24 protein-coding genes are annotated in these 23,573 nt (G+C 68.8%); 12 read left to right on the top strand and 12 right to left on the bottom strand.

Annotation, left to right across the window (positions count from 1 at the left end; all coding sequences use genetic code 11):
* Positions 1-101 precede the first annotated feature (101 nt).
* Together mdtD and CFB81_RS13135 are read left to right on the top strand one after the other, a co-directional pair.
* Positions 102-1,538 carry a multidrug transporter subunit MdtD gene (gene mdtD, locus CFB81_RS13130; RefSeq protein ID WP_012329084.1) on the top strand — a complete coding sequence of 479 codons (1,437 nt, stop codon included), beginning with the start codon at positions 102-104 and terminating at the stop codon, positions 1,536-1,538.
* A 168-nt stretch (positions 1,539-1,706) separates the two neighbouring features.
* Positions 1,707-2,981, top strand: a complete 1,275-nt coding sequence (locus CFB81_RS13135; RefSeq protein WP_089435519.1) for an EAL domain-containing protein — start codon at positions 1,707-1,709, stop codon at positions 2,979-2,981.
* Between the two features lie 19 nt (positions 2,982-3,000).
* On the opposite strand, the gene CFB81_RS13140 is transcribed toward CFB81_RS13135, so the two are convergent.
* A complete protein-coding gene (locus CFB81_RS13140; protein ID WP_089435520.1) occupies positions 3,001-3,606 on the bottom strand; it encodes a bifunctional 2-polyprenyl-6-hydroxyphenol methylase/3-demethylubiquinol 3-O-methyltransferase UbiG in 606 nt (201 codons plus the stop codon).
* A gap of 155 nt (positions 3,607-3,761) precedes the next feature.
* Complete coding sequence (locus tag CFB81_RS13145) at positions 3,762-4,286, bottom strand: DUF962 domain-containing protein (protein WP_069621277.1); 525 nt, start codon at positions 4,284-4,286, stop codon at positions 3,762-3,764.
* 81 nt (positions 4,287-4,367) lie between these two features.
* On the opposite strand from CFB81_RS13145, the gene CFB81_RS13150 reads away from it, so the two are divergent.
* Together CFB81_RS13150 and chrA are read left to right on the top strand one after the other, a co-directional pair.
* On the top strand, positions 4,368-5,075 hold the full coding sequence (locus CFB81_RS13150; protein ID WP_089435521.1) for a Crp/Fnr family transcriptional regulator: 708 nt from the start codon (positions 4,368-4,370) through the stop codon (positions 5,073-5,075).
* Positions 5,076-5,181: 106 nt separating this feature from the next.
* A complete protein-coding gene (gene chrA / locus CFB81_RS13155; protein WP_069621275.1) occupies positions 5,182-6,393 on the top strand; it encodes a chromate efflux transporter in 1,212 nt (403 codons plus the stop codon).
* 103 nt (positions 6,394-6,496) lie between these two features.
* Here the strand turns inward: chrA and sodB are convergent, their stop codons facing one another.
* Together sodB and xseA are read right to left on the bottom strand one after the other, a co-directional pair.
* The gene (gene sodB, locus CFB81_RS13160; protein ID WP_006489396.1) at positions 6,497-7,075 is read right to left on the bottom strand and encodes a superoxide dismutase [Fe]; all 579 of its coding nucleotides are present in this window, start codon (positions 7,073-7,075) and stop codon (positions 6,497-6,499) included.
* Positions 7,076-7,302: 227 nt separating this feature from the next.
* On the bottom strand, positions 7,303-8,685 hold the full coding sequence (xseA, locus tag CFB81_RS13165; RefSeq protein WP_069621274.1) for an exodeoxyribonuclease VII large subunit: 1,383 nt from the start codon (positions 8,683-8,685) through the stop codon (positions 7,303-7,305).
* A gap of 449 nt (positions 8,686-9,134) precedes the next feature.
* Between xseA and lpxK the strand changes: the two genes are divergently transcribed.
* From lpxK to adk, 4 genes are all read left to right on the top strand, one after another.
* Positions 9,135-10,163, top strand: coding sequence for a tetraacyldisaccharide 4'-kinase (lpxK, locus tag CFB81_RS13170; RefSeq protein WP_089435522.1), 1,029 nt, complete (start codon positions 9,135-9,137; stop codon positions 10,161-10,163).
* A complete protein-coding gene (locus CFB81_RS13175) occupies positions 10,144-10,338 on the top strand; it encodes a Trm112 family protein (RefSeq protein ID WP_006482216.1) in 195 nt (64 codons plus the stop codon). The genes lpxK and CFB81_RS13175 overlap by 20 nt, the downstream gene beginning before the upstream one ends.
* Before the next feature lie 124 nt (positions 10,339-10,462).
* Positions 10,463-11,254, top strand: coding sequence for a 3-deoxy-manno-octulosonate cytidylyltransferase (gene kdsB, locus CFB81_RS13180; protein WP_050017063.1), 792 nt, complete (start codon positions 10,463-10,465; stop codon positions 11,252-11,254).
* Between the two features lie 208 nt (positions 11,255-11,462).
* The gene (adk, locus tag CFB81_RS13185; protein ID WP_050017061.1) at positions 11,463-12,125 is read left to right on the top strand and encodes an adenylate kinase; all 663 of its coding nucleotides are present in this window, start codon (positions 11,463-11,465) and stop codon (positions 12,123-12,125) included.
* Positions 12,126-12,358: 233 nt separating this feature from the next.
* Here adk and CFB81_RS13190 read toward each other — a convergent pair whose 3' ends face one another.
* Together CFB81_RS13190 and murJ are read right to left on the bottom strand one after the other, a co-directional pair.
* Positions 12,359-13,201, bottom strand: a complete 843-nt coding sequence (locus tag CFB81_RS13190) for a SirB1 family protein (RefSeq protein WP_011546044.1) — start codon at positions 13,199-13,201, stop codon at positions 12,359-12,361.
* Between the two features lie 8 nt (positions 13,202-13,209).
* A complete protein-coding gene (murJ, locus tag CFB81_RS13195) occupies positions 13,210-14,760 on the bottom strand; it encodes a murein biosynthesis integral membrane protein MurJ (RefSeq protein WP_089435523.1) in 1,551 nt (516 codons plus the stop codon).
* A gap of 304 nt (positions 14,761-15,064) precedes the next feature.
* Here murJ and rpsT point away from each other — a divergent pair, with 304 nt between their 5' ends.
* Positions 15,065-15,337, top strand: a complete 273-nt coding sequence (gene rpsT / locus CFB81_RS13200; RefSeq protein WP_006482211.1) for a 30S ribosomal protein S20 — start codon at positions 15,065-15,067, stop codon at positions 15,335-15,337.
* 162 nt (positions 15,338-15,499) lie between these two features.
* Here the strand turns inward: rpsT and CFB81_RS13205 are convergent, their stop codons facing one another.
* Positions 15,500-15,820, bottom strand: a complete 321-nt coding sequence (locus CFB81_RS13205) for a DUF3579 domain-containing protein (protein WP_011546046.1) — start codon at positions 15,818-15,820, stop codon at positions 15,500-15,502.
* A gap of 411 nt (positions 15,821-16,231) precedes the next feature.
* Here CFB81_RS13205 and argF point away from each other — a divergent pair, with 411 nt between their 5' ends.
* On the top strand, positions 16,232-17,161 hold the full coding sequence (argF, locus tag CFB81_RS13215; protein ID WP_006482207.1) for an ornithine carbamoyltransferase: 930 nt from the start codon (positions 16,232-16,234) through the stop codon (positions 17,159-17,161).
* Positions 17,162-17,245: 84 nt separating this feature from the next.
* On the opposite strand, the gene murB is transcribed toward argF, so the two are convergent.
* Positions 17,246-18,295 carry a UDP-N-acetylmuramate dehydrogenase gene (gene murB, locus CFB81_RS13220; protein ID WP_089435524.1) on the bottom strand — a complete coding sequence of 350 codons (1,050 nt, stop codon included), beginning with the start codon at positions 18,293-18,295 and terminating at the stop codon, positions 17,246-17,248.
* 136 nt (positions 18,296-18,431) lie between these two features.
* Between murB and CFB81_RS13225 the strand changes: the two genes are divergently transcribed.
* A complete protein-coding gene (locus tag CFB81_RS13225; RefSeq protein WP_006482217.1) occupies positions 18,432-18,917 on the top strand; it encodes a YajQ family cyclic di-GMP-binding protein in 486 nt (161 codons plus the stop codon).
* A 79-nt stretch (positions 18,918-18,996) separates the two neighbouring features.
* Here CFB81_RS13225 and plsY read toward each other — a convergent pair whose 3' ends face one another.
* Positions 18,997-19,638: a glycerol-3-phosphate 1-O-acyltransferase PlsY gene (gene plsY, locus CFB81_RS13230; protein WP_089435525.1), complete on the bottom strand. Its 642-nt coding sequence runs from the start codon at positions 19,636-19,638 to the stop codon at positions 18,997-18,999.
* 116 nt (positions 19,639-19,754) lie between these two features.
* On the bottom strand, positions 19,755-20,246 hold the full coding sequence (ybaK, locus tag CFB81_RS13235) for a Cys-tRNA(Pro) deacylase (RefSeq protein WP_069621269.1): 492 nt from the start codon (positions 20,244-20,246) through the stop codon (positions 19,755-19,757).
* A 233-nt stretch (positions 20,247-20,479) separates the two neighbouring features.
* Between ybaK and CFB81_RS13240 the strand changes: the two genes are divergently transcribed.
* Positions 20,480-22,042, top strand: coding sequence for a class I adenylate-forming enzyme family protein (locus tag CFB81_RS13240; RefSeq protein ID WP_089435526.1), 1,563 nt, complete (start codon positions 20,480-20,482; stop codon positions 22,040-22,042).
* Positions 22,043-22,108: 66 nt separating this feature from the next.
* Here CFB81_RS13240 and xerD read toward each other — a convergent pair whose 3' ends face one another.
* On the bottom strand, positions 22,109-23,065 hold the full coding sequence (xerD, locus tag CFB81_RS13245) for a site-specific tyrosine recombinase XerD (RefSeq protein ID WP_089435527.1): 957 nt from the start codon (positions 23,063-23,065) through the stop codon (positions 22,109-22,111).
* Entirely contained in the window at positions 23,062-23,532 is a 471-nt protein-coding gene (locus CFB81_RS13250; protein WP_069621266.1) for a methylated-DNA--[protein]-cysteine S-methyltransferase, read from the bottom strand. Before CFB81_RS13250 ends, xerD begins: the two co-directional genes overlap by 4 nt.
* Positions 23,533-23,573 lie beyond the last annotated feature (41 nt).

Genomic DNA, 23,573 nt, shown 5'->3' on the forward strand with positions numbered 1-23,573 from the left:
CCCGGGTCCGGCCGGAACCGCGCGACATACCGCCCCGAACCTGCACGGTGCGGCGGCTTTCCCTACAATGTCGGCTGTCCCGCGCCACCGCCCCCGCCCTCATGTTCCAACGCCCGCCCGCCGCCGCTCCCGGCGAAAAGAACCTCACCGTGATGCTCTGGCTCGTTGCGACGGGCTTCTTCATGCAGACGCTCGACGCGACGATCGTCAACACGGCGCTGCCGTCGATGGCCGCGAGCCTCGGCGAATCGCCGCTGCGGATGCAATCGGTCGTGATCGCGTATTCGCTGACGATGGCGGTGATGATCCCCGTGTCGGGCTGGCTCGCCGATACGTTCGGCACGCGGCGCGTGTTCTTCAGCGCGATCCTGGTGTTCTCGCTCGGCTCGCTGCTGTGCGCGAACGCGCATACGCTGACGCAGCTCGTCGCGTTCCGCGTCGTGCAGGGCGTCGGCGGCGCGATGCTGCTGCCGGTCGGGCGGCTCGCGGTGCTGCGCACGTTCCCGGCCGAGCGCTACCTGCCCGCGCTGTCGTTCGTCGCGATTCCGGGCCTGATCGGCCCGCTGATCGGCCCGACGCTCGGCGGCTGGCTCGTGAAGATCGCGTCGTGGCACTGGATCTTCCTGATCAACGTGCCGGTCGGCGTCGCGGGCTGCATCGCGACCTTCTATTCGATGCCCGATTCGCGCAACCCGGCCGCCGGCCGTTTCGACCTGAAGGGCTATCTGCTGCTGACGATCGGCATGGTCGCGATCTCGCTGTCGCTCGACGGGCTCGCCGATCTCGGCATGCAGCACGCGGCCGTGCTGGTGCTGCTAATCCTGAGCCTCGCGTGCTTCGTCGCATACGGGCTGTACGCGGTGCGCGCGCCGCAGCCGATCTTCTCGCTCGAGTTGTTCAAGATCCACACGTTCAGCGTCGGGCTGCTCGGCAACCTGTTCGCGCGGATCGGCAGCGGCGCGATGCCGTACCTGATCCCGCTGCTGCTGCAAGTGAGCCTCGGCTACTCGGCGTTCGAGGCCGGGCTGATGATGCTGCCGGTCGCGGCGGCCGGCATGTTCTCGAAGCGGATCATCACGCGCCTGATCACGCAGCACGGCTACCGCAAGGTGCTGCTCGCGAACACGATCATGGTCGGCGTGATGATGGCGAGCTTCGCGCTGATGCGCGACACGGTGCCGGTGTGGGTGAAGGTCGTGCATCTCGCGCTGTTCGGCGGCTTCAACTCGATGCAGTTCACAGCGATGAACACGCTGACGCTGAAGGACCTCGGCACCGGCGGCGCGAGCAGCGGCAACAGCCTGTTCTCGCTCGTGCAGATGCTGTCGATGAGCCTCGGCGTCACCGTCGCCGGCGCGCTGCTCGCGACGTTCACCGGCATGCTGCGCACCGTGACGCCGAGCAACACGCTGCCGGCGTTCCATGCGACGTTCGTCTGCGTCGGCATCATCACCGCCGCGTCCGCGTGGATCTTCGCGCAGCTCGCGCCCGAGATCCGCAGCACCGCGCGCAAGACCGACCCGTCCGAGCGCGCGTGACCGGCGGCGCGCGCGGAATGGGGGCCGTGCGCACCATCGCGGTGCAACGCGGCCCGGCACGCGTGCGCGTATCGGCCGCGACCGGCGGCCGCACGTGGCGCCCTGCCGTGCATGCTTCTTGCTCGCCTATTCTGTAGGTAAACTGGCAGTCTTCCTTCGGCCGACATCATGAGCATGATCGAAATCGATCCCCCCGGCTTTCAGCCGCCCCGCCCGGTCGCAGGCGACGACGGGAACCGACGCACCGTGCTGTACGGCGGCTACACCGTGTTCAGCGTGTTCCAGCCGGTTTTCTCGGTGTCGCACCGGCGCGCGATCGGCTATCACGCGTCGCTGCGCGCGCACGACGAGGAAAGCCGTCAGGTGGCGTCGCACGAGGTGTTCACGCAGGCGGCGCGGCGCGGCGACCTGCTCGAGCTCGGCCGACTCGCCGAATCGTTGCATCTCGGTAACTTCCACGCGTTCGACAGCCACGACGAATGGCTCTTCCTGAGCCTGCATCCGGCCGCGCTGATGGACACCATCTACGGCGACGCGCTGCTCGCGAACCTGAAGGCGCTCGGGCTGCCGCCGCACCGCGTGGTGCTCGAGGTGCCCGAGCAGGCCGGCGGCGAGACGCCGCGCTATGCGGCGATCATCGACGGGCTGCGCAAGGCCGGCTTCCTGATCGCGCTCGTCGGGTTCGGCGCGAAGCACTCCAACGTCGATCGCGTGTGGCATCTGCATCCCGACATCGTCACGCTCGACCGCGGCATCCTCGCGCAGGCGAGCGAGCACTCGCATCTCGAACGCGTGCTGCCGGGACTCGTGTCGCTGCTGCACGAATCCGGCCAGCTCGTGCTGATGGGCGGGCTCACGACCGAACGCGACGCGCTGATCGCGCTCGAATGCGACGTCGATTTCGTGCAGGGCCAGTATTTCGCGGGGCCGAGCGTCGATCCGGTGCAACCGCAGGCCGCCGCGGGCTGCATGGATACGCTGTCGGCCGCGCTGCGGCTGCGCGTCGCGCAGCGCGAGCGCACGCAGGCGGAACGGCTCGCGCCGTACGTCGCCGCACTCGAGGAAGCGAGCCGCCGGCTCGGCGCGGGCGAATCGCTTACCGATGCGGCTACCGCCGTGCTCGGACTGCCCGAGACCGCGCGCTGCTTCCTGCTCGACGCGTCGGGCCGCCAGATCGGCGACAACGTGCTCGCGCGCGGCAGCGTGTCGCAACGCGCGAAGCGCTTCCGGCCGCTGCTGCATTCCGAAGGCGCGAGCTGGGAACGCCGCCCGTACTTCATCGACGCGATGCGCGCGCCGGGCCGCGTGCACCTGACGCCGCCCTACCTGTCGATCAACGAGGCGCACCTGTGCGTGACCGCGTCGATCGCCGCGCCGGCCGCGACCGGCATGCAGGTGCTCTGCGTCGACATCAACTGGGAAGCGGCGCTCAGCCGCGAGTAAGCGCGCCGGCGCGCCGCGTTCAGGCGTCGCCGCCCGTCTTGCGCACGATCAGCCGATGCACGCGCTTGCCGGACGACGCGCTGACGACCTCGTGTTCGTCGATCACCCACACGCCGGCGCCGAGCGCCGCATGCATCCGCGCCGAGTCCAGCGGCGTATAGAGGCGACCGCGCTCGTCGCGCAACACGCCGTTTCCGGCCACCCGCCAGCTCAGGTACAACGTGCCGCCCGGCATCAGCAGATCGGCCAGCCGCGCGGCGGCGGCGGCCGCGTCCGCCTGTTCGAGATGCATGACGACCGTTTCGCACAGCACGTTGCGAAACGCGCCGGACGGTACGCCGGCCAGCGCCGGCAGCGCGGCCAGTTCGAAAGTCAGCCCGCGATGGCGTCGCCGCGCCTCGTCGAGCAGCGCGGCGCTCGCATCGTAGCCGCACACGTCGAAGCCGCGCGACGCGAGCCACGCGGTGTCGCGCCCCGCCCCGCAGCCGACGTCGGCGGTCGGCCCCGGCGTGAAATACTGTTCGAGCAGCGCGTACATGTCGTCGGGCGCAGCCTGGTCGAGCCAGTCCTGCGCGTATTGCGCGGCATGGGTGTCGTAGGCATCGAGAGTCGGGCGATCCGCCATGGCGAGTGCTCCGCAAAGGCGTCGTATGACGCACTCCGCATCTTAGTCGCTGCGCGCGGTCCGCGCCGACCGGGGAACGTGCGACGCCGGGTGTCACGCCGGCCTGCGCGGCCGGCACGTCGCCGGCACGCGGTGCCTGCGGCCCGGCCGGCCCATCAGACGTGCGAATGCGCGCCGCCATGCACGGGACCGGCGCGCCGCTCGACTTCGCGGCGCACGTCGCCGCGCAGCCCCGCGAAGAACGCGACTTCGGCAACCACGAACAGCGGCCCGACGATCAGGCCGACCAGATCGTCGATGAACGCGGGCTTGCGGCCTTCGAACCAGTGCCCGACGAACTGCACGATCCAGCCGACGACGAACGCGCCGACGCCGATCGCGAGCCATTGCGCGGTCGGCAGCAGCGCCAGCGACTGCGCGGCCCACAGGCCGAGCGCGAGCAGCACGGTCATCACGATCCCGAACCGCAGGTCGAGACGCAGGTAGAACAGCGCGGACAAGACGGCGAGCAGCAGCGCCGGCGACAGTGCGACGCCGGCCAGCGGCCCGAGCGCCGGCCGCGACAGCAGCACCTCGACCGCGAACACGATCATCGGGATGCCGACCAGATGCGTCGCGATGTTGCGCGCGTCGCGATGGTAGGCCGCATACTGGGAAAGATGGTCTTCGAGGGTCTTCATCGCGTCTCCTGATCGGTTGTTGAGCGCTATGATGCGCGTCACGCCCGAGAACCTCTGTCAGCTACCCGACATCGCGTGCCCATGCCTGCCTCGCTCGCCCCGTACCTGCCGCAGATCGAAGCGAACCCGTGGTTCGCCGCGCTGCCGCCCGCGCTGCGCGCGGTGCTGATCGCCCGCGCGACGCTGCGCCGTCTGCCGTCCGGCCACGCGCTGTTCCGGCGCGGCGACCCGCCGTGCGGGCTGTACGCGGTACTGGCCGGTTCACTCACGATAGGTGCGGTCGATCCGCGGGGCAAGGAGACGCTGCTGACGGTGGCCGAGCCCGTCACGTGGTTCGGCGAGATCGCGTTGTTCGACGGCCAGCCGCGCACGCACGACGCCATCGCGCTCGACGACGCGCTGCTGCTGCACGTGCCGCAGGCTGCACTGCTCGCGATCCTCGAGACGACGCCGCAATACTGGCGGCAGTTCGCGCTGCTGATGGCGCAAAAGCTGCGCCTGAGCTTCCTGACCGTCGAATCGATGAGCGTGATGCCGGCCGCGCAGCGGCTCGCCGCGCGGCTGCTGATGATCGTCGAAGGCTACGGCGGCATCAGCGCCGGGCGCACGCACATCCGGCTGTCGCAGGAAACGCTCGCGTCGATGCTGTCGCTGACGCGGCAGACCACCAACCAGTTGCTGAAGGCGCTGCAGGCCGACGGCGTCGTGCGGCTGCACGTCGGCGAGATCGAGATCGTGGACATCGACGCCTTGCGCCGCGCGAGCGGGCTCGGCCACGGCGCGTACTGAACGCCGCGCAACGACCTCTATCGGCCGGTATGGGCCGCCATGCACTGCCCGCGGCCGCCGAGTTGCGCTATCGTGGCGGCTCGTTCCGTCCGCCGCGCGCACCGCCTTGAACACCTCGACAGTCCCCGCCCCCGCCCGTCATCCGTGGCCCGTATTCATCGCGTTCCTGCGGCTCGGCCTCACGTCGTTCGGCGGCCCGGTCGCGCATCTCGGCTACTTTCGCGCGGAATTCGTCACGCGGCGCGGCTGGCTCACCGAGCGCACCTATGCCGATCTCGTCGGGCTGTGCCAGTTCCTGCCGGGGCCGGCGAGCAGCCAGGTCGGGATGGCGATCGGTCTCGCGCGCGCCGGGTATGCGGGCATGTTCGCCGCGTGGCTCGGGTTCACGCTGCCGTCGGCGCTGATGATGATGCTGTTTGCGCTCGGCGTTCACGCAACGGGCGCGCCGATCGAAGCCGGCGCACTGCACGGGCTGCGCATCGTGTCGGTCGCGGTGATCGCGCAAGCCGTGTGGGGCATGGCGCGCACGCTGTGCCCGGATGCGCGGCGCGTCACGCTGATGGCCGCGGCCGCATGCGTCGCACTGCTCGCGCCGGCCGCCTGGACGCAGGTCGCGGTGATCGTCGTGGCCGGCGCGGCCGGTCTCGTGCTGCTGCCGCAACCGGCGCGCGACGCGCACGAACCGCTGCCGCTGCACGTGTCGCCCCGCGCGGGCATGCTGTGGCTCGCGCTGTTCGCGGCGCTGCTCGTCGCGCTGCCGTTCGCGGCCCGCGCGCTGCGCTCGGATACGCTCGCCGTCGTCGATGCGTTCTTCCGCACGGGTGCGCTCGTGTTCGGCGGCGGCCATGTGGTGCTGCCGCTGCTGCAGGCGGCCGTGGTCGCACCCGGTTGGGTGAGCGATTCGGCGTTTCTCGCCGGGTATGGCGTCGCGCAGGCCGTCCCAGGCCCGCTGTTCACGTTCTCGGCGTTCCTCGGTGCGTCGCTGCGCGATGCGCCGAACGGCTGGCTCGGCGGCACGATCGCACTCGTGTCGATCTTCGCGCCGTCGTTCCTGCTCATCGCCGGCACCGCACCGTTCTGGGAGCGCCTGCGCCGCAGCGCGCACATGCAGGCCGCGCTCGCCGGCGTGAACGCGGCCGTCGTCGGGCTGCTGCTGGCCGCGCTCTATCACCCGGTCTGGACCGACACGATCGTCGCGCCGCGCGACCTGGCCGCCGCGCTGGTCGCGTTCGTCGCGCTGGTGTTCTGGCGCGTGCCGCCGTGGGCCGTGGTGATCGCGAGCGCGGCGCTCGGCTGGCTGCTCGGCATGGCCGGCTGAGTCGGCAAACGGCGTACGTTCGGGCCGCGCAAAAAACAAAAAGCCCTCGAACCGAGGGCTTTTCTTCGATGCCGCGCGCCGTGACGGCGCGCAGGCGCCGGACTTACGCGAAGTTCTTCGCCGCGAAGTCCCAGTTCACGATGTTCCAGAACGCTTCGACGAACTTCGGACGGGCGTTGCGGTAGTCGATGTAGTACGCGTGTTCCCACACGTCGATCGTCAGCAGCGCCTTGTCGGCGGTCGTCAGCGGCGTCGCGGCGTTGCTCGTCGACACGATGTCGAGCGAACCGTCGGCCTTCTTCACGAGCCATGCCCAGCCCGAACCGAACGTGCCGACCGCGGCCTTCGTGAACGCTTCCTTGAATGCGTCGTACGAACCCCACTTCGCGTTGATCGCGTCGCCCAGCGCGCCCGTCGGTGCGCCGCCGCCGTTCGGCGACAGGCTGTTCCAGAAGAACGTGTGGTTCCAGATTTGCGCGGCGTTGTTGAAGATGCCGCCCGACGACTTCTTCACGATCTCTTCCAGCGGCAGGTTTTCGAATTCCGTGCCCGGGATCAGATTGTTCAGGTTCGTCACATAAGCCTGATGGTGCTTGCCGTAGTGGTACTCGATCGTCTCTTTCGAGATGGTCGGCGCGAGTGCGTCTTCAGCGTACGGGAGCGGCGGGAGCGTATGAGCCATGGCGATTCCTTCGTTGAGTATGTAGGGAGGCTGTGTTGGATGCTGCCGAGCGTCCGATTGTAGGCGAGGACGAATAACCCCGCAAACTCACGGGCCATTTATCCGCGGTATGCGGAAAAGCGCTGCTGGCGCAACGCGGGGCAGGACGAACCCGACGATGCGCAGCATCCGTTCCCGCCGCGATGCGCGTGTTGCGACGACACGCGTTTCGCTTGGCACCCGTTACGTCAGATCGTATCCGTCAGCCGGGGCTGCACGTCGGCGAGCGACACGTCGGCCGAGCCTTCGGCGAGATGCACGGTCAGCCGTCGCTGCGGCTTCAGCGCGTTCGGCGCGCGCACCGCACGGCCCGTCTGCGCGTCGATCAGCGCCGCATAGCCGCGCTCGAGCGTGCGCTGCGGGCTCAGCACCTCGAGCCGTGCCGCACAGGCCGACACACGCGCCGTGTCGCGTTCGTGACGACGCTGCAACGCGCTTGCGAGACGCTGCGACAGCCCCGCGAGCGCGTGGCGCGCCTGGGACGGATCGGGCCGCGCGCGCTGCCAGCGCAGTTGCGCGAGCGCGAAACGCGCACGCGCATCGCGCACTGGCCGCGATGCCGCCGACGCGAGCCGCACCGCGAGCTGCTCGACGTGCGTGCGCTGCCGCTGCAGCCGCTCGGCCGGGCTCACGAGCCGGCGCGCAAGCCAGTCGAGCTGCTGCGCGCGCTGTTCGAGCCGGCGCGCCATGCCGCGCGCGAGCGCGCGCTGGCGCTCGTCGACCTCGCGCAGCAGCAGCGCGCGCTGCGGGCTCGCGAGTTCGGCCGCGCCGGTCGGCGTCGGCGCGCGCAGGTCGGCCGCGAAGTCCGCGATCGTGAAATCGGTTTCGTGCCCCACGCCGCTGACGACCGGCAGCTCGCTCGCCGCGATCGCGCGCGCCAGCGCTTCGTCGTTGAACGACCACAGATCCTCGATCGAGCCGCCGCCGCGACATACCAGCAGCACGTCGACCTCGCGCCGCGCGTTCGCGGTCGCAACCGCCGCGACGAGCTTTTCGGCGGAACCGGCGCCCTGCACGGGGGCCGGATAGACGATCACCGGAATGTGCGGCGCGCGCCGGGCGAGCGTGGTCAGCACGTCGCGCAATGCGGCGGCCTGCAGCGACGTGACGATGCCGATCGCGCGCGGATGGGCCGGCAACGGACGCTTGCGCTCGGGAGCGAACAGGCCCTCGCCTTCGAGTTGCGCCTTCAGCCGCAGGAACGCCTCGTACAGACGCCCCTGCCCGGTGCGCCGCACGGCTTCGACGTTGAGCTGCACCTCGCCGCGCGGCTCGTACATCGTGACGACCGCGCGCACCTCGATGCGGTCGCCTTCGCGCGGCGTGAATTCCGCGTATTGCGCGCGGCCGCGGAACATCACGCAGCGCATCTGCGCCTGCTGGTCCTTGATCGAGAAATACCAGTGGCCGCTCGCGGCGCGCGTGAAATTCGACACTTCGCCGGAAATCCACAGCAGCGGAAACGAACGCTCGAGCATCGTCGAAATCGCACGATTGAGCGCCGAAACGGGAATCACTTCGTCGCCGCCGCGCGTGGCGCCGGGTGCGGAAAAAGGAGAATCGGAAAGCATGGGCGGTCGGATGAATGCTGGCGGCGTCACGATAGTCCGACACGCGCGCGGCGTCCAGCGCCGCTGCATTCGCCGCCGCGCGCGGAAGGTGTCCACACTCTGGCATTCGTCCGCGTAAAACGCTCGGAAACCGCGAAAAAACCCAGACGATTCTTCGCAACACGTTGATTTTTATAATCTTTTAAACCTTTCAAAACGATTCTCATCCGATTCGATGCCCGCCGGGCGGGCGTTTGACGCGATCGAGCGGGGAGTTTTTCACAGAGTTATCCACAGGCCGCCTCGATCCCGCCCCGCGAGCCGCGGCGGCCCGTCGCGCTTGCCGCGCCGGCGTGCGGCGCGCTAGAGTGCCGCCTTCCACGGACCCAGCGGCATGCGCCGCCCAACGGAGAATCCGCCTTGACGAATCCGTCCCTCGCCGCGGCGCCCGACGCGCCGCGCCCGGCCCGATGAGCGCGCCCGGCACCCCGCTCGCGCGACTCGAAGCGCGCCTGACGCGCGAATGGCAGCGGCGCGGCGCGCTCGCGTGGGCGCTCACGCCGTTCGCCTGCGTGTTCGGCCTGTGCGCGGCGCTGCGGCGCACCGCTTACGCACGAGGCTGGAAGCAGCCGGTCGACGTCGGCGTGCCCGTCGTCGTGGTCGGCAACGTGACCGTCGGCGGTACCGGCAAGACGCCGACCGTGATCGCGCTCGTCGACGCGCTGCGCGCGGCCGGCTTCACGCCCGGCGTCGTGTCGCGCGGCTACGGCGCGAACGTGAAGGCGCCGACGGCCGTCACGCCGGCGTCGCGCGCGGGCGCGGCCGGCGACGAACCGCTGCTGATCGCGCGCCGCACCGGCGCGCCCGTGTGGGTGTGCCCCGACCGCGTCGCGGCCGCGCAGGCGCTGCGCGCCGCGCATCCGGACGTCGACGTGATCGTCAGCGACGACGGCCTGCAGCACTACCGCCTCGCGCGCACCGTCGAGCTCGTCGTATTCGACCACCGGCTCGGCGGCAACGGCTTCCTGCTGCCGGCCGGCCCGCTGCGCGAGCCGCTGTCGCGGCATCGCGACGCGACGCTCGTCAACGATCCGTACAGCGGCGCGCTGCCGCCGTGGCCCGACACCTACGCGCTCGCGCTGACGCCGGGCGCCGCATGGCACCTCGACCAGCCCGCCCTGCGCCGCCCGCTGTCGCAATTCGCGAACGAACGCGTGCTCGCCGCGGCCGGCATCGGCGCGCCGGAACGCTTCTTCGCGACGCTGCGCGCGGCCGGCCTCTCGCCGGCGACCCGCGCGCTGCCCGACCATTACGCGTTCGCCGACAATCCGTTCGTCGACGACGCCGTCGATGCGATCCTGATCACCGAGAAGGATGCAGTAAAATTGGGCGCTTCCTGGCGCGATGCCCGACTGTGGGTGGTCCCCGTCGAAGCCGCGCTCGACCCTCGCCTCATTGCCCTCGTTGTGGAGAAACTCCGTGGACGCTCGCCTGCTTGAAATCATTGTGTGCCCTATCTGCAAAGGCCCGCTCCACTACGACCGTGCCGCGCAGGAACTGATCTGCAACGCGGACAAGCTCGCATACCCGATCCGCGACGGCATCCCGGTGATGCTCGTCGACGAAGCGCGACAGACCGTCGAAGGCACGCCGGTCGATCCGGCGGGCCGCTGAATCGCCGGGCCGCTCGCCCGGCGCACCGATTCGCACCCGACGGCCCGGCCCCGGCCGGGTCGCCGCACTCCGCCGGGCGACCGGCTTCCGGCGTCGCCCGCCCCGTCCTTCTCAGCGCTCCCCGATGACTCAGCCGCAACCCTTCATCGCCGTCATTCCCGCCCGGCTCGCGTCGACGCGGCTCCCGAACAAGCCGCTCGCCGATCTCGGCGGCAAGCCGATGGTCGTGCGTGTCGCCGAACGCGCGCGCGAAGCGGGCGCGCAACAGGTGCTCGTCGCATCCGATGCGCAGAGCGTGCTCGACGCGGCGCGCGATCACGGCTTCGAAGCGGTGCTCACCCGCGCCGATCATCCGTCCGGCACCGACCGGCTCGCGGAAGTCGCGGCGGCCTTCGGCTGGCGCGACGACACCGTCGTCGTCAACGTGCAGGGCGACGAGCCGCTGATCGACCCCGCGCTCGTCCGCGACGTAGCGTCGCACCTGGCCGCACATCCGGCGTGCGCGATCGCGACCGCGGCCCACCCGATCCACGACGCGGCCGACGTATTCAACCCGAACGTCGTGAAGGTCGCGCTCGACGCGCAGAGCGTCGCGCTGTACTTCTCGCGCGCGCCGATTCCGTGGAGCCGCGACGCGTACCAGCCACACTGGCCCGACGTCTCAGCCATGCCAGCACCGGCTTTCCCGGTCTACCGGCACATCGGCCTCTATGCATATCGCGCGCGTTTCCTGCGCACCTATCCGTCGCTCGCGCAGGCGCCGATCGAACAGGCCGAGCAGCTCGAACAGCTGCGCGCGCTGTGGCACGGCGAGCGCATCGCAGTGCTGATCACCGAGTCCGCACCCGAAGCCGGCATCGACACGCCGGCCGATCTCGCACGCGTGCAGGCCCTTTTTCAGCCGGGTTCAAAATAACCCGTGGCATAATCAGGCGATTGTGCGAGCCGTCCGCGACCAGCGCGTCCTCGCTTGACCCCGCCCATGGCCCTGCCGGCAGCCGCGCGTCACTCGACCCGACGCGCCGCATCAGACCGGTCCGTCATGCGCCGTGCAAGCCCCGCGCCCGCCGTCGCCGACGCCTTTGCGTCTCGCCACACGAATCTACATACTTGGAGATATCACCATGCGTTTGATCCTGTTGGGCGCGCCCGGCGCGGGAAAGGGCACCCAGGCAAACTTCATCAAGGAAAAATTCGGGATTCCGCAAATCTCGACCGGCGACATGCTGCGTGCGGCCGTCAAGGCCGGCACGCCGCTCGGCGTCGAGGCGAAGGGCTACATGGATGCCGGCAAGCTCGTGCCGGACGCGCTGATCATCGGCCTCGTCAAGGAACGCCTGAAGGAATCCGACTGCGCGAACGGCTATCTGTTCGACGGCTTCCCGCGCACGATCGCGCAGGCTGACGCGATGAAGGACGCCGGCGTCGCGATCGACTACGTGCTCGAGATCGACGTCCCGTTCTCGGAAATCATCGAGCGCATGAGCGGCCGCCGCACGCATCCGGCATCGGGCCGCACGTACCACGTCAAGTTCAACCCGCCCAAGGTCGAAGGGCACGACGACGTGACGGGCGAACCGCTGATCCAGCGCGACGACGACAAGGAAGAAACTGTCAAGAAGCGTCTCGAAGTGTACGAGGCGCAGACCAAGCCGCTGATCACGTACTACGGCGACTGGGCGCAGCGCGGCGAGGAAAACGGTTTGAAGGCGCCGCAGTATCGCAAGATCTCGGGCCTCGGCACCGTCGACGAAATCCGCGAACGCGCATTCGACGCACTGAAGTAAGCAGCGCGTCGCGCACCCGCAAGCCGCCCGTTCCGGGCGGCTTTTTTTTCGCCTGCCGTGATGTGCACGCGCGGGCGCGTGTCGCCGCCGCAAGCGTCCGATGCTCGACGGCGAAGTGATTCGCAGGGACGGCACGATCCGGATGCAGCCGAAGTAACGACGGCGCGCGCACAAGAAAAACGCCCGCGATGCGGGCGTTCTTTCCGTGTGCGAGCAATGGCGTGCCGGCGCGCTCAATCCTCGCCGTCGCGCTGCATCCGCTGTCGCAATTCGCTGACCTGCGACTCGACGACGGTCGCGTCTTCCGCCTCGGGCCGCTCGCCGAGATATTGCTCGAGATCCTCGAGCGCGGGACGCAGATAGTCGAGCCGCGCATACGCGAAGCCGCGGTCGCGCACCTCGTCGAGCTGCTCGGGCAACAGGATCACGAGCCGCTGCTGCACCGCGAGCAGCCGTTGCCAGCGCTCCGTCTGCAGATAGATCGTCTTCAGGTTGCGCAGCATCCGCGCGATGATCTCGCGGCTCGTCGCCGGCTGCAGCAGCGCGCGCAACGCGCTGTCGACGGCGCCGGCCGCCCGCGCGACGTACGGCTCGAGCATCTCGACCATCTCGGCTTCGGACAGCGAATGGCCGTTGGTCGGATCGATGATCAGGTCGCCGTCCGGCAGCGTCACGCGCAGCAGGAAATGGCCGGGAAACGACACGCCGCGCGCCGGCACGCCGATCTGCTCGGCGAGCTCCAGGTACAGCACCGACAGCGAGATCGGGATCCCGCGCCGCCGTTTCAGCACGGCGTTCAGGTGGCTGTTATCGGGGTCGTAGTAATCGTTGTGATTGCACGCGAAGCCGAGTTCGCGGAAGAAGAAGTCGTTCAGCGCGGCGACGCGGCCCTTCAGGTCCGTATCGTCGGCGAGCCGCCGGCGCAGCCGCGCCGCCAGCATGTCGAGTTCGGCCAGCGTGCCCTGCAGGTCGAGGTCGGGATACGCGTCCTGCGCCAGCGACAGCGCGGCTTCCGTGACGGGCAGACTGTCGTCGTCCGCCACGAGCGTGCTGAAGTAGTCGAGGACGCGGGTCATTGCGGTCGTCACTTGGCGCGCCTTCTGAAGTAAGCGTATTTGAAGCCCATCACCCACAACATACCGAAATATAGTGCAGCAAACAGCACGAGGCACGCCGCCATCAGCGCAATGCGATCGAGCGGCTGCGCGCGCATGCCGGTCCAGTCGAAACTGATCGCGCACCAGTGCATCAGGCCCGCGAGCACGAGCGCCGCGCCGACGAGCTGCACGAAGAAGCGCAGCCAGCCCGGCGACGGCTGGTAGATGCCGCGCCTGCGTAGCCCGAGGAACAGCAGCAGCGAATTCAGGCACGCGCCAACGCCGATGCTCAGCGTGAGGCCCGCGTGGCCGATCAGCGGCACGAACACGTAGTTCGACAGCTGCGTGACGATCAGCACGCCGACCGCGATCTTCACCGGCGTCTTGATGTCCTGTTTCGCATAGAAGCCCGGTGCGAGGATCTTGATCAGGATGATGCCGACGAGCCCGATCCCGTAGGTCGCGAGCGCGCGCGCGACCATCGTGACGGTATGCGCGTCGAACTTGCCGTAGTTGAACAGCGTCGCGGTAAGCGGCGTCGCGAAGAAGAACAGCGCGAGCGCGCTCGGCGCCGCGAGCAGGAACGTGACGCGCAACCCCCAGTCGAGCAGCGCCGAATACTCGTGCGAATCGGCGTCGACGTGCGCCTTCGACAGGCTGGGCAGCAGGATCGTGCCGAGCGCGACGCCGAGCAGCGCGGTCGGGAATTCCATCAGGCGGTCGGCGTAATTGATCCACGACACGGCGCCCTGTCCGAGCCGCGACGCGATGTTGGTGTTGATGATCAGCGACAGTTGCGCGACGGACACCGCGAACGTCGCCGGCACCATTTTCGCGAGCACGCGCTTCACGCCCGGATGACGCAGCGCGCGCAGCGGGTTGACGCCGATCAGCGGCACCATGTCGATCTTCTTCAGGCCCGGCAACTGGACGAGAAACTGCAGCACGCCGCCGACGATGACCGCCCATGCAAGCGCGTAGACCGGCACCCTCAGGTGCGGCGCGACGAACACGGCCGCGGCGATGAACGCGACGTTGAGCAGCACCGGCGCGAACGCGGGCAGCGAGAAGCTCTTGTACGTGTTCAGCACGCCCGACGCGAGCGTGGTCAGCGAAATGAACACGATGTACGGGAACATGATCCGCGTCATCGTGACCGCGAGCGGGAACGCCTGGCCGTCGGCGTGCAGGCCGGACGCGACCGCGAACACGACCCACGACGCGCCGGCGATACCGACGACCGACAGCACGGCCAGCGCCCACGCGAGCACGGTGGACATCGCGTCGACGAGCGCCTTCGTCGCATCGTGCCCCTGCTGGTTCTTGAACTCGGCGAGGATCGGCACGAACGCCTGCGAGAACGCGCCTTCGGCGGACAGGCGGCGCAGCAGGTTCGGGATACGGAAGGCGACGTAGAACGCGTCGGTGTATTGACTGGCGCCGAACGCACGGGCGATCAGCGTCTCGCGGGCCAGTCCGGTCACGCGCGACAGCAGCGTGAAGCCGCTGACCGTCAGGAGGGCTCGGAATAGATTCATGGGGCGCTTATTATACGGACGTTGCGCGACCCGGCCATGGGCCGATGCCGAAAAGCGCCGCCACCGCCGGCGCCCCGCCCGGCGGGCGTTACGTCGAACTTGCCACTCGCTTGATTTTGTTGCTATAATCGCCGGTTTCTGGGCTCGTACATGCACGGCAACTGCCGTTTTCATGTCCCGGCCTCGGTTAAAATCACCGTTTTTTTATGCGCCCCTGGGCAATCGTTCTCAGGGGACGGATCGAAAAGCAGCGCTTGGCCGTCAGGCTCCAAGCTCTGGAAACAGGACAGGATAAGGAACCGTCATGGCTAACTCCGCACAAGCACGCAAGCGCGCCCGCCAGGCCGCGAAGGCAAACTCGCACAACTCGGCGCTGCGCTCGAAATTCCGTACCGCGATCAAGTCGGTTCGCAAGGCTGTTGAAGCCGGCGACCAGGCAAAGGCTGCCGAGCTGTTCAAGGCTGCCGTGAAGACGATCGACACGATCGCCGACAAGAAGATCGTTCACAAGAACAAGGCCGCTCGCAGCAAGAGCCGCCTGGCCGCAGCCGTCAAGGGCCTGCAGGCAGCAGCGTAACTCCGGTGCGCCCGCTCAGGCGGGCGTTCCTGTTTCCTGCGATCACGAAAAAGCCCGCCTAGGCGGGCTTTTTCGTTGCCTGCCGCCGGCGCATCGTGCGCGGCGGCGGCACTGACTTGCCTGACGGCGAGCGCAACACGTGCCCTCGCCCATCGGCATCACTCATTTCTTCGTGTTGTAGTCCGGCAGTTCGCACGCCTCGGTCACGACGAGGTTGTTGTCCTTCGCGAAATTCAGCACGAAATCGAAAGCCATCGGCTCGATGTCGCGCAACCGCGAATCGAGGATCACGCATTTGAGGTCGCCGAGCATCGTCGGGCGCACGTACAGCGAATACTTGAGACGCGCATTCGGCCCGCTCGCCCCCGGCCCGAAGCAGGCCATCACACCGGCCAGACGTTCCGACCAGTCGCTCGGGCGAAACTTTTTCCCGTCTTTCGTGATGCCCTGGATGAAAAATTCGGTCGGAGGGGTTTCAGCCATGTGGTTACCCAAGTGACGGCCCGGCGATGTCCAGGCAACGGCGCCTGGATACGCGAACACAAAGCTGGAGGGTCGGCCGCACGCGCCGATCGATATCCCGAAAACGGAGCGTCGATGCGCGCCGCCGGTGGACTGCACAGGATTTGTGCAGCGCACGGCTTGTGTCCGGCAGAGCGCGAAAAGCCTTGCCTGCCGGGCTGGAGAAAACTTTTGAATTATACCGCAGCGCGCCATTGCGCGGCGTCCCGACGCCCGCCTCCCGCACTGCCGGTCGCGCGCGGCAATCCTGCCCCGCGTCGCTCCACGGCTCGTCAAAGCACAGAAAATCCTTTATGCTGCTTTGAGTTATCCACACCCGACGGCGGCGCCGTCCGGCCTCGCTGCCGGGTGAGACCCGCCGTATTTCGTTTCATGACCGCCAAAACCATTCGTCACTACCTGCAGTTCAAGGATTTCTCGCTGGAAGACTACGAGTACGTGCTCGAACGCACGGGTATCCTGAAGCGCAAGTTCAAGAACTACGAGACCTATCACCCGCTGCACGACCGCACGCTCGCGATGATCTTCGAGAAGAGCTCGACGCGCACGCGCCTGTCGTTCGAGGCCGGGATCTTCCAGCTCGGCGGCCACGCCGTCTTCATGAGCACGCGCGACACGCAGCTCGGCCGCGGCGAACCCGTCGAGGATTCCGCGCAGGTCATCTCGCGAATGGTCGACATCATCATGATCCGCACGTTCGAACAGGACGTGATCACGCGCTTCGCGCAAAATTCCCGCGTGCCGGTGATCAACGGGCTGACGAACGAATACCATCCATGCCAGGTGCTCGCCGACATCTTCACGTACTACGAGCACCGCGGCCCGATCGCCGGCAAGACCGTCGCGTGGGTCGGCGACGCGAACAACATGCTGTACACGTGGATCGAGGCGGCGCAGATCCTCGGCTTCAAGCTGCGCCTGTCCACCCCGCCCGGCTATGCGCTCGACATGAAGCTCGTGTCGCCCGACAGCGCGCCCTTCTACGAAGTGTTCGACGATCCGAACGAAGCGTGCAAGGGCGCCGATCTCGTGACGACCGACGTGTGGACGAGCATGGGTTTCGAGGCCGAGAACGAGGCGCGCAAGCAGGCATTCGCCGACTGGTGCGTCGACGAGGAAATGATGGGCCATGCGAATCCGGACGCCCTGTTCATGCACTGCCTGCCCGCGCACCGCGGCGAGGAAGTGACGGCCGGCGTGATCGACGGCCCGCAGAGCGTCGTGTGGGACGAAGCGGAAAACCGCCTGCACGTGCAGAAGGCGCTGATGGAGTTCCTGCTGCTCGGCCGCCTCAAGCACTGACGCGCGGCAACGCACACGCGTAAAAAAGCGCCGGTCGACGATCGGCGCTTTTCGTTTGGGCGCGCCAAAAACCGGCGCGCGCCGTTACAGGCAGACCGGCTCCGCCTCCAGCTCGACACCGAACCGCGCGCGCACGTCAGCCTGGATCGCCCGCGCCAGCGCCAGCACCTCGGCGCCGGTCGCGCCGCCGCGATTGACGAGCACGAGCGCCTGGCGGTCATGGACGGCCGCCGCCCCGAGTGCGCGCCCCTTCCAGCCGCAGCGGTCGATCAGCCAGCCGGCCGCGAGCTTCACCTGCCCGTCCGGTTGCGGATACGACACGACCTCCGGCGCGCGGGCGCGCAGCGCATCGAACTGCGCGGCGTCGATCACCGGATTCTTGAAGAAACTGCCCGCATTGCCGAGCACCAGCGGATCGGGCAGCTTCGCGCGACGGATCGCGACGACCGCATCGAACACGTCGCGCGGCGTCGCCGCATCGGGCGCGATGCCGCGCGCGTCGAGCTCGCGCGTGACGTCCGCATAGCCGAGCCGCGGCGTCCATTGCTTCGGCAGCCGGAACGTCACCGCGACGATCGCGAACCGGCCGCGCCCTTCCCGCTTGAAGAAGCTGTCTCGATAGCCGAACGCGCAGCGCGCGGCGTCGAAGCGCTCGCTACGTCCGGTCGCCAGCTCGACCGCGATCAGCGAATCGAAATACGCCTTCATCTCGAGGCCGTACGCACCGATGTTCTGGATCGGCGCGGCGCCGACGGTGCCCGGGATCAGCGCGAGATTCTCGAGGCCCGGCATCCCGCGCTCGAGCGTCCACGCGACGAACGCGTGCCAGTTCTCGCCGCCGCCGGCCTCGACGTACCACGCGTCGTCGTCCTCGCGCACGACGCGGCGGCCGGCGATCTCGTCGAGCAGCACGACGCCGTCGAAATCGCGCGTGAACACGATATTGCTGCCGCCGCCGAGCACGAGTTGCGGCAGGCTCGCGACCCGCGGGTCGCGATGCAGCGCCTCGAATTGCGCCGCTTGCGTGATGCGCGCGGCGAAGCGCGCACGCGCGGCGATGCCGAACGTGTTGTGCGCGGCGAGCGGATGGTCGGGAAGCAGCGACAAGGCGGAATCGTCAGGAGGCATCGGCATTCGCGGTCACGTCGGCCCGGGCGGCGCATGGCTGGCCTTGGGCAAACGGAGGGGCATCGGTAAAATGGCAAATAGTCCGCAATTATAGCGAGTGCCCGCGCGCGAGCCGGGTGCCCGCATCTCAAGGGAGAATGCCATGCCATCGTTCGACGTCGTTTCCGAAGCGAACATGATCGAAGTGAAGAACGCCATCGAGCAGTCGAACAAGGAAATTTCGACGCGCTTCGACTTCAAGGGCTCCGACGCGCGCGTCGAGCAGAAGGAACGCGAGCTGACGCTGTTCGCCGACGACGATTTCAAGCTCGGCCAGGTCAAGGACGTGCTGATCGGCAAGCTGGCCAAGCGCAACGTCGACGTGCGCTTCCTCGACTACGGCAAGGTCGAGAAGATCGGCGGCGACAAGGTCAAGCAGATCGTCACCGTGAAGAAGGGCGTGACGGGCGACCTGGCAAAGAAGATCGTGCGCCTCGTGAAGGACAGCAAGATCAAGGTGCAGGCGAGCATCCAGGGCGACGCGGTGCGCATCTCGGGCACGAAGCGCGACGACCTGCAGAGCACGATCGCGATGCTGCGCAAGGACGTGACCGACACGCCGCTCGACTTCAACAACTTCCGCGACTGACCGGCAACCGCCGCGTCGGGTCATCCGGCCGGGCCCCGCACACGCGGCGCGCCCGGCGCGCGGCCAGCGCCGCGCGTTCTCAGGCCTTCCCGCCGTCCTGCGCACCGCCGTCCGCGGCCGCCTTCTTCTTGTCGCCGATCCGGCTCTCCTGCCCCGCGAGCAGCTTCGAAATGTTGCCGCGATGACGCCACACGAGCAGCACGCTCATCGCGAGCACGGCCCAGGCGATCGGGTTGTGGCCCGGCATGCCGAACAGGAACACGTCGAACACCGGCGCGAATACGGCCGCCACCAGCGCGGCGAGCGACGAATAGCGGAAGAAGAACGCGACGATCAGCCAGGTCAGCGCGGTCGCGAGCCCGAGCACCGGGTGCACGGCGAGCAGCACGCCGGCCGCGGTCGCGACGCCCTTGCCGCCCTGGAAGCGGAAGAACACCGGGTACAGGTGGCCGAGGAACACGGCGATCGCGACCCATGCCACCGCGACGTCGGGCAGGCCGAAGCGCCGGGCGAGCCAGACCGCGATCCAGCCCTTGAACGCGTCGCCGACGAGCGTCAGGATCGCGGCCTTCTTGTTGCCGCTGCGCAGCACGTTGGTCGCGCCGGGATTCTTCGATCCGTACGAACGCGGGTCGGCCAGGCCCATCACGGAACTGACGACGACGGCGAACGACACCGAACCGATCAGGTAGGCAACGAGGGCGGCGAGCAGGATCTGCATGCGGAGGACTCTTCTTTCAACGTATCGGGAAAGGGACGGCCGTGCGCGGCGAGCCGGCAGGCCGAAACGGCGCCCATTCTACCGAACGGGCGCGGGGTGCCACGAAGGTGAAACCCTCAGTCGACGCTCGCGCACTGCACGGGCCGCGCGCCGAGCAGCGACGTGAGCACCGCCGGCGCGAGGCTGACGAGGTAGCCGCGCCGGCCGCCGTTCAGGTAGATCGTCGGCAATTCGAGGATCGTCGCCTCGACGTAGACGGGCATCGTCTTGCGCGTGCCGAACGGCGACGTGCCGCCGACGAGATAGCCCGAATGGCGGTTCGCGACCTCGGGCTTGCACGGCTCGACGCGCTTCGCGCCGATCTGCCGCGCGAGATTCTTCGTCGACACGGTGCGGTCGCCGTGCATCAGCACGATCAGCGGCTTCGCGTGCTCGTCTTCCATCACGAGCGTCTTCACGACGCTGTGCTCGTCGACGCCGAGCTGGCGCGCCGATTCGCCGGTGCCGCCGTGCTCGACGTATTCGTACGGATGCTCGCCGAAGGCGACGCCATGGCGGCGCAGCCACTGGGTCGCGGGGGTTTCGGACACGTGTCTGGATTTGCTCATGGCGGCATTTTAATGGCGAACGATCGGCGCGCGCGATGGCGTGCCCGCGCCGACGGTATACTCGCGGCCCGTTTTCCGCCGGCCTGCCGCCTCGCCGTCGCGCGTATGCCCATCATCGTTGCGAACATCGTGAAGCGCTATTGCCCGATTGGCTGATTGTGGCGCGCCCGCCCTCATGGCACGATCGTTCGCAAATATCGTCGGCCGCCGCCGGCCCCTCATCTGGAGACGCCATGCCCTCGCCCATCCGTTCATCCGAATCGCTCGACGTCGATGCGCTGCTCGCCGCGCTGCCGCGCCGCATCGCCGACGTGCCCGCGCACCGGGCCGCGCAGTCTCCCGCGCATCCGGCGCTGATCGAGGATGCGCGCCGGCTGTCGTACGGCGAGCTGGCGCAGGCCGTCGACGCGGCGGCCGCGCGGCTCGCGCGCCTCGGCGTGCAAGGCGGCGACCGCGTGATGATCGTCGCGGAAAACTGCGTCGCGCAGATCGTGCTGCTGTTCGCGGCCGCGCGCCTCGACGCCTGGGCGCTCGTGTCGAACGCGCGGCTGTCGGCGGCCGAGCTCGACGCGATCGCCGCGCACGCGCGTCCGAAGCTGATCGCGTTCACGACCGACGCATCGGCCGACGCACGCGCCCACGCCGAGCGGCTCGGCGCGACGCCCGCCGGCGCGCTGCCGGTCGACATCGGCGCGTGGTCGTATCGCGTCGATGCGGGCGCGCCCGCCGAACCGGTGGCCGCCGACGGCGCGGGGCAATGCGCGGCGCTGATCTATACGACGGGCACGACCGGTACGCCGAAAGGCGTGATGCTGTCGCACCGCAACCTGCTGTTCATCGCGGCGATATCGAGCACGCTGCGCCGCGTGTCGCCGGACGACGTCGTCTACACGGTGCTGCCCGTGTCGCACGTGTACGGGCTCGCGTCGGTGTGCCTCGGCAGCCTGTACGCAGGCGCGACGCTGCGGCTCGCGCCGCGCTTTTCGCCGGAAGCGGTGCGCGTCGCGCTCGCCGACGAAGGCGTGACGATCTTCCAGGGCGTGCCCGCGATGCACGCGAAGCTGCTCGAACACCTGCACACGCACGGCCACGCCTGGCGCGCGCCGCGGCTGCGCTTCGCGTATTCGGGCGGCTCGCCGCTCGATGCGAACCTGAAGGCCCGCGTGGAGCGCCTGTACGGCGTGCCGCTGCACAACGGCTACGGGATGACCGAAAGCAGCCCGACGATCACGCAGACGCCGCTCGACGCGCCGCGCGCGGACAGTTCGGTCGGCGTGCCGATCCCGGGCGTCGACATGCGGATCGTCGCGCCGGACGGCACCGACGTGCCGCAGGGCGAAGTCGGCGAGATCCGCGTGCGCGGGCCGAACGTGATGCTCGGCTACTACCGCGACGCGGACGCGACGCGCGCAGCCGTGTCGCCGGACGGCTGGCTGAGCACCGGGGATCTCGCGCGGCAGGACGCGGACGGCGCGGTGACGATCGCAGGCCGCAGCAAGGAGCTGATCATCCGCTCGGGCTTCAACGTGTATCCGGTCGAGGTCGAACAGGTGCTGAACGCGCATCCGGACGTCGTGCAGGCGGCCGTGATCGGCCGCGCGATCGAAGGCAACGAGGAAGTGCTCGCGTTCGTCGAGCTGCTGCCGGGCGCGGCGGCGGACGAGGCGGCATTGCACGCATGGTGCGCGGATCGGCTCACGGCTTACAAACGCCCCGCGCACATCCGCGTGCTCGATGCGCTGCCGGCCGCGTCGACCGGCAAGGTGCTCAAGCACCGGCTGCGCGAGCTGGTCTGACGCGGCGGGCGCCAGCGGCGCAGCCCGCATCGGCGCCCGCGCCGCGCCGGACGGACGCGTCGCGCGTCAGCCGCGCGGGTGATGCTGCGCGTGCAGCGTCCGGAGCCGCTCGCGCGCGACGTGCGTATAGATCTGCGTGGTCGAGATGTCGCTGTGGCCGAGCAGCAGCTGCACGACGCGCAGGTCGGCGCCGTGGTTCAGCAGGTGCGTCGCGAACGCGTGCCGCAGCGTATGCGGCGACAGGTGCGCGCGCACGTCGGCCTGCTGTGCGTGGCGCTTGATGATGTTCCAGAACTGCTGACGCGTCATCCCGTCGCCGCGCGCGGTCACGAACAGCGCATCGGCCGCGCGTGCGCCGAGCAGCGCCGGCCGCGCATCGCGCAGGTAGCGTTCGATCCAGCCGTGCGCGACTTCGCCGAACGGCACGAGCCGCTCCTTCGACCCCTTGCCCATCACGCGCACGACGCCTTCGTTGAGGCCGACCTCGACGGTCTTCAGCGTGACGAGCTCACTCACGCGCAGCCCGCTCGCGTACATCAGCTCGAGCATCGTGCGATCGCGCAGGCCGAGCGGCGTGCCGATGTCGGGCGCGCCGAGCAGCGCCTCGACCTGCGCCTCGGACAGCGTCGACGGGAACCGGGCCGCCTGCTTCGCCGACGTGATCCGCAGCGTCGGGTCCGCGCTCGCGCGATGCTCGCGCACGGCCCAGCCGTAATAGCGGCGGAACACGGACAGCCGCCGGTTCGACGACGTCGCCTTGCCGTCGCTGCGCGCGGCGATGTAGCCGGTCACCATCGCCTCGTCGGCCGAGTCGAGCGACGCGTCGTGCATCGCGGCCAGCCAGTGGGAAAACAGCGCCAGGTCGCGACGGTACGCATCGAGCGTGTTGCGCGCGAGCCCGTGCTCGAGCCACAGCGCATCGCAGAATACGTCGATCGACGTGCGGCTCGCGAGCAGCGCGGGCGATGCCGCGACGGCATCGGTGTCGTTGTCGGCGCCGGGGGAAATCATCGGTTCGCTCATTGGTACGGCACGCCCTCGTGCGCCAGCAGCCAGCGCTTCACTCGCTGGTAATAGCCGTTGTCGTCGTGGTTCGCGAACCCGCCGAGGCCGCCCGCCGCGACGACGCGATGGCACGGAATCACGAGCGGGAAGTAGTTCGCGCCGCACGCCTGGCCGACCGCGCGCGGCGCACTGCCGATCCGCTTCGCGACCTGGCCGTAGGTCAGCACCGTCCCGGGCGGGATGTCGCTGATCACGTCCCACACGCGGTGCTGGAATGCGCTGCCGACATCGGCGAGCGGCAGGTCGAAACGCGCCGATGCGCGCTCGAAATAACGTTCGATCTGCTCGACCGCGCGCTTCGCGAGCGCCGAATCCGGATCGACCGACTTCATCGATTCGGGCAGATAGACGATCTCGCGCACCACCGCGGCATCCGTGCGGATGCCGACCTTGCCGAACGGCGCGTCGATGACTGCGTTGAACATTGCCTTCTCCTGACCGGGATGCGCGCGGCCCTGCCCGCGCG

Source organism: Burkholderia sp. AU28863 (genome assembly GCF_002223195.1).
Taxonomy (GTDB): domain Bacteria; phylum Pseudomonadota; class Gammaproteobacteria; order Burkholderiales; family Burkholderiaceae; genus Burkholderia; species Burkholderia sola.

Bases quoted from the DNA above. Each gene is read 5' to 3' on its own strand.
- mdtD (WP_012329084.1), top strand. From the start codon at position 102: ATGTTCCAACGCCCGCCCGCCGCCGCTCCCGGCGAAAAGAACCTCACC.
- CFB81_RS13135 (WP_089435519.1), top strand. From the start codon at position 1,707: ATGAGCATGATCGAAATCGATCCCCCCGGCTTTCAGCCGCCCCGCCCG.
- CFB81_RS13140 (WP_089435520.1), bottom strand. From the start codon at position 3,606: ATGGCGGATCGCCCGACTCTCGATGCCTACGACACCCATGCCGCGCAA.
- CFB81_RS13145 (WP_069621277.1), bottom strand. From the start codon at position 4,286: ATGAAGACCCTCGAAGACCATCTTTCCCAGTATGCGGCCTACCATCGC.
- CFB81_RS13150 (WP_089435521.1), top strand. From the start codon at position 4,368: ATGCCTGCCTCGCTCGCCCCGTACCTGCCGCAGATCGAAGCGAACCCG.
- sodB (WP_006489396.1), bottom strand. From the start codon at position 7,075: ATGGCTCATACGCTCCCGCCGCTCCCGTACGCTGAAGACGCACTCGCG.
- xseA (WP_069621274.1), bottom strand. From the start codon at position 8,685: ATGCTTTCCGATTCTCCTTTTTCCGCACCCGGCGCCACGCGCGGCGGC.
- lpxK (WP_089435522.1), top strand. From the start codon at position 9,135: ATGAGCGCGCCCGGCACCCCGCTCGCGCGACTCGAAGCGCGCCTGACG.
- kdsB (WP_050017063.1), top strand. From the start codon at position 10,463: ATGACTCAGCCGCAACCCTTCATCGCCGTCATTCCCGCCCGGCTCGCG.
- adk (WP_050017061.1), top strand. From the start codon at position 11,463: ATGCGTTTGATCCTGTTGGGCGCGCCCGGCGCGGGAAAGGGCACCCAG.
- CFB81_RS13190 (WP_011546044.1), bottom strand. From the start codon at position 13,201: ATGACCCGCGTCCTCGACTACTTCAGCACGCTCGTGGCGGACGACGAC.
- murJ (WP_089435523.1), bottom strand. From the start codon at position 14,760: ATGAATCTATTCCGAGCCCTCCTGACGGTCAGCGGCTTCACGCTGCTG.
- rpsT (WP_006482211.1), top strand. From the start codon at position 15,065: ATGGCTAACTCCGCACAAGCACGCAAGCGCGCCCGCCAGGCCGCGAAG.
- CFB81_RS13205 (WP_011546046.1), bottom strand. From the start codon at position 15,820: ATGGCTGAAACCCCTCCGACCGAATTTTTCATCCAGGGCATCACGAAA.
- argF (WP_006482207.1), top strand. From the start codon at position 16,232: ATGACCGCCAAAACCATTCGTCACTACCTGCAGTTCAAGGATTTCTCG.
- murB (WP_089435524.1), bottom strand. From the start codon at position 18,295: ATGCCGATGCCTCCTGACGATTCCGCCTTGTCGCTGCTTCCCGACCAT.
- CFB81_RS13225 (WP_006482217.1), top strand. From the start codon at position 18,432: ATGCCATCGTTCGACGTCGTTTCCGAAGCGAACATGATCGAAGTGAAG.
- plsY (WP_089435525.1), bottom strand. From the start codon at position 19,638: ATGCAGATCCTGCTCGCCGCCCTCGTTGCCTACCTGATCGGTTCGGTG.
- ybaK (WP_069621269.1), bottom strand. From the start codon at position 20,246: ATGAGCAAATCCAGACACGTGTCCGAAACCCCCGCGACCCAGTGGCTG.
- CFB81_RS13240 (WP_089435526.1), top strand. From the start codon at position 20,480: ATGCCCTCGCCCATCCGTTCATCCGAATCGCTCGACGTCGATGCGCTG.
- xerD (WP_089435527.1), bottom strand. From the start codon at position 23,065: ATGAGCGAACCGATGATTTCCCCCGGCGCCGACAACGACACCGATGCC.
- CFB81_RS13250 (WP_069621266.1), bottom strand. From the start codon at position 23,532: ATGTTCAACGCAGTCATCGACGCGCCGTTCGGCAAGGTCGGCATCCGC.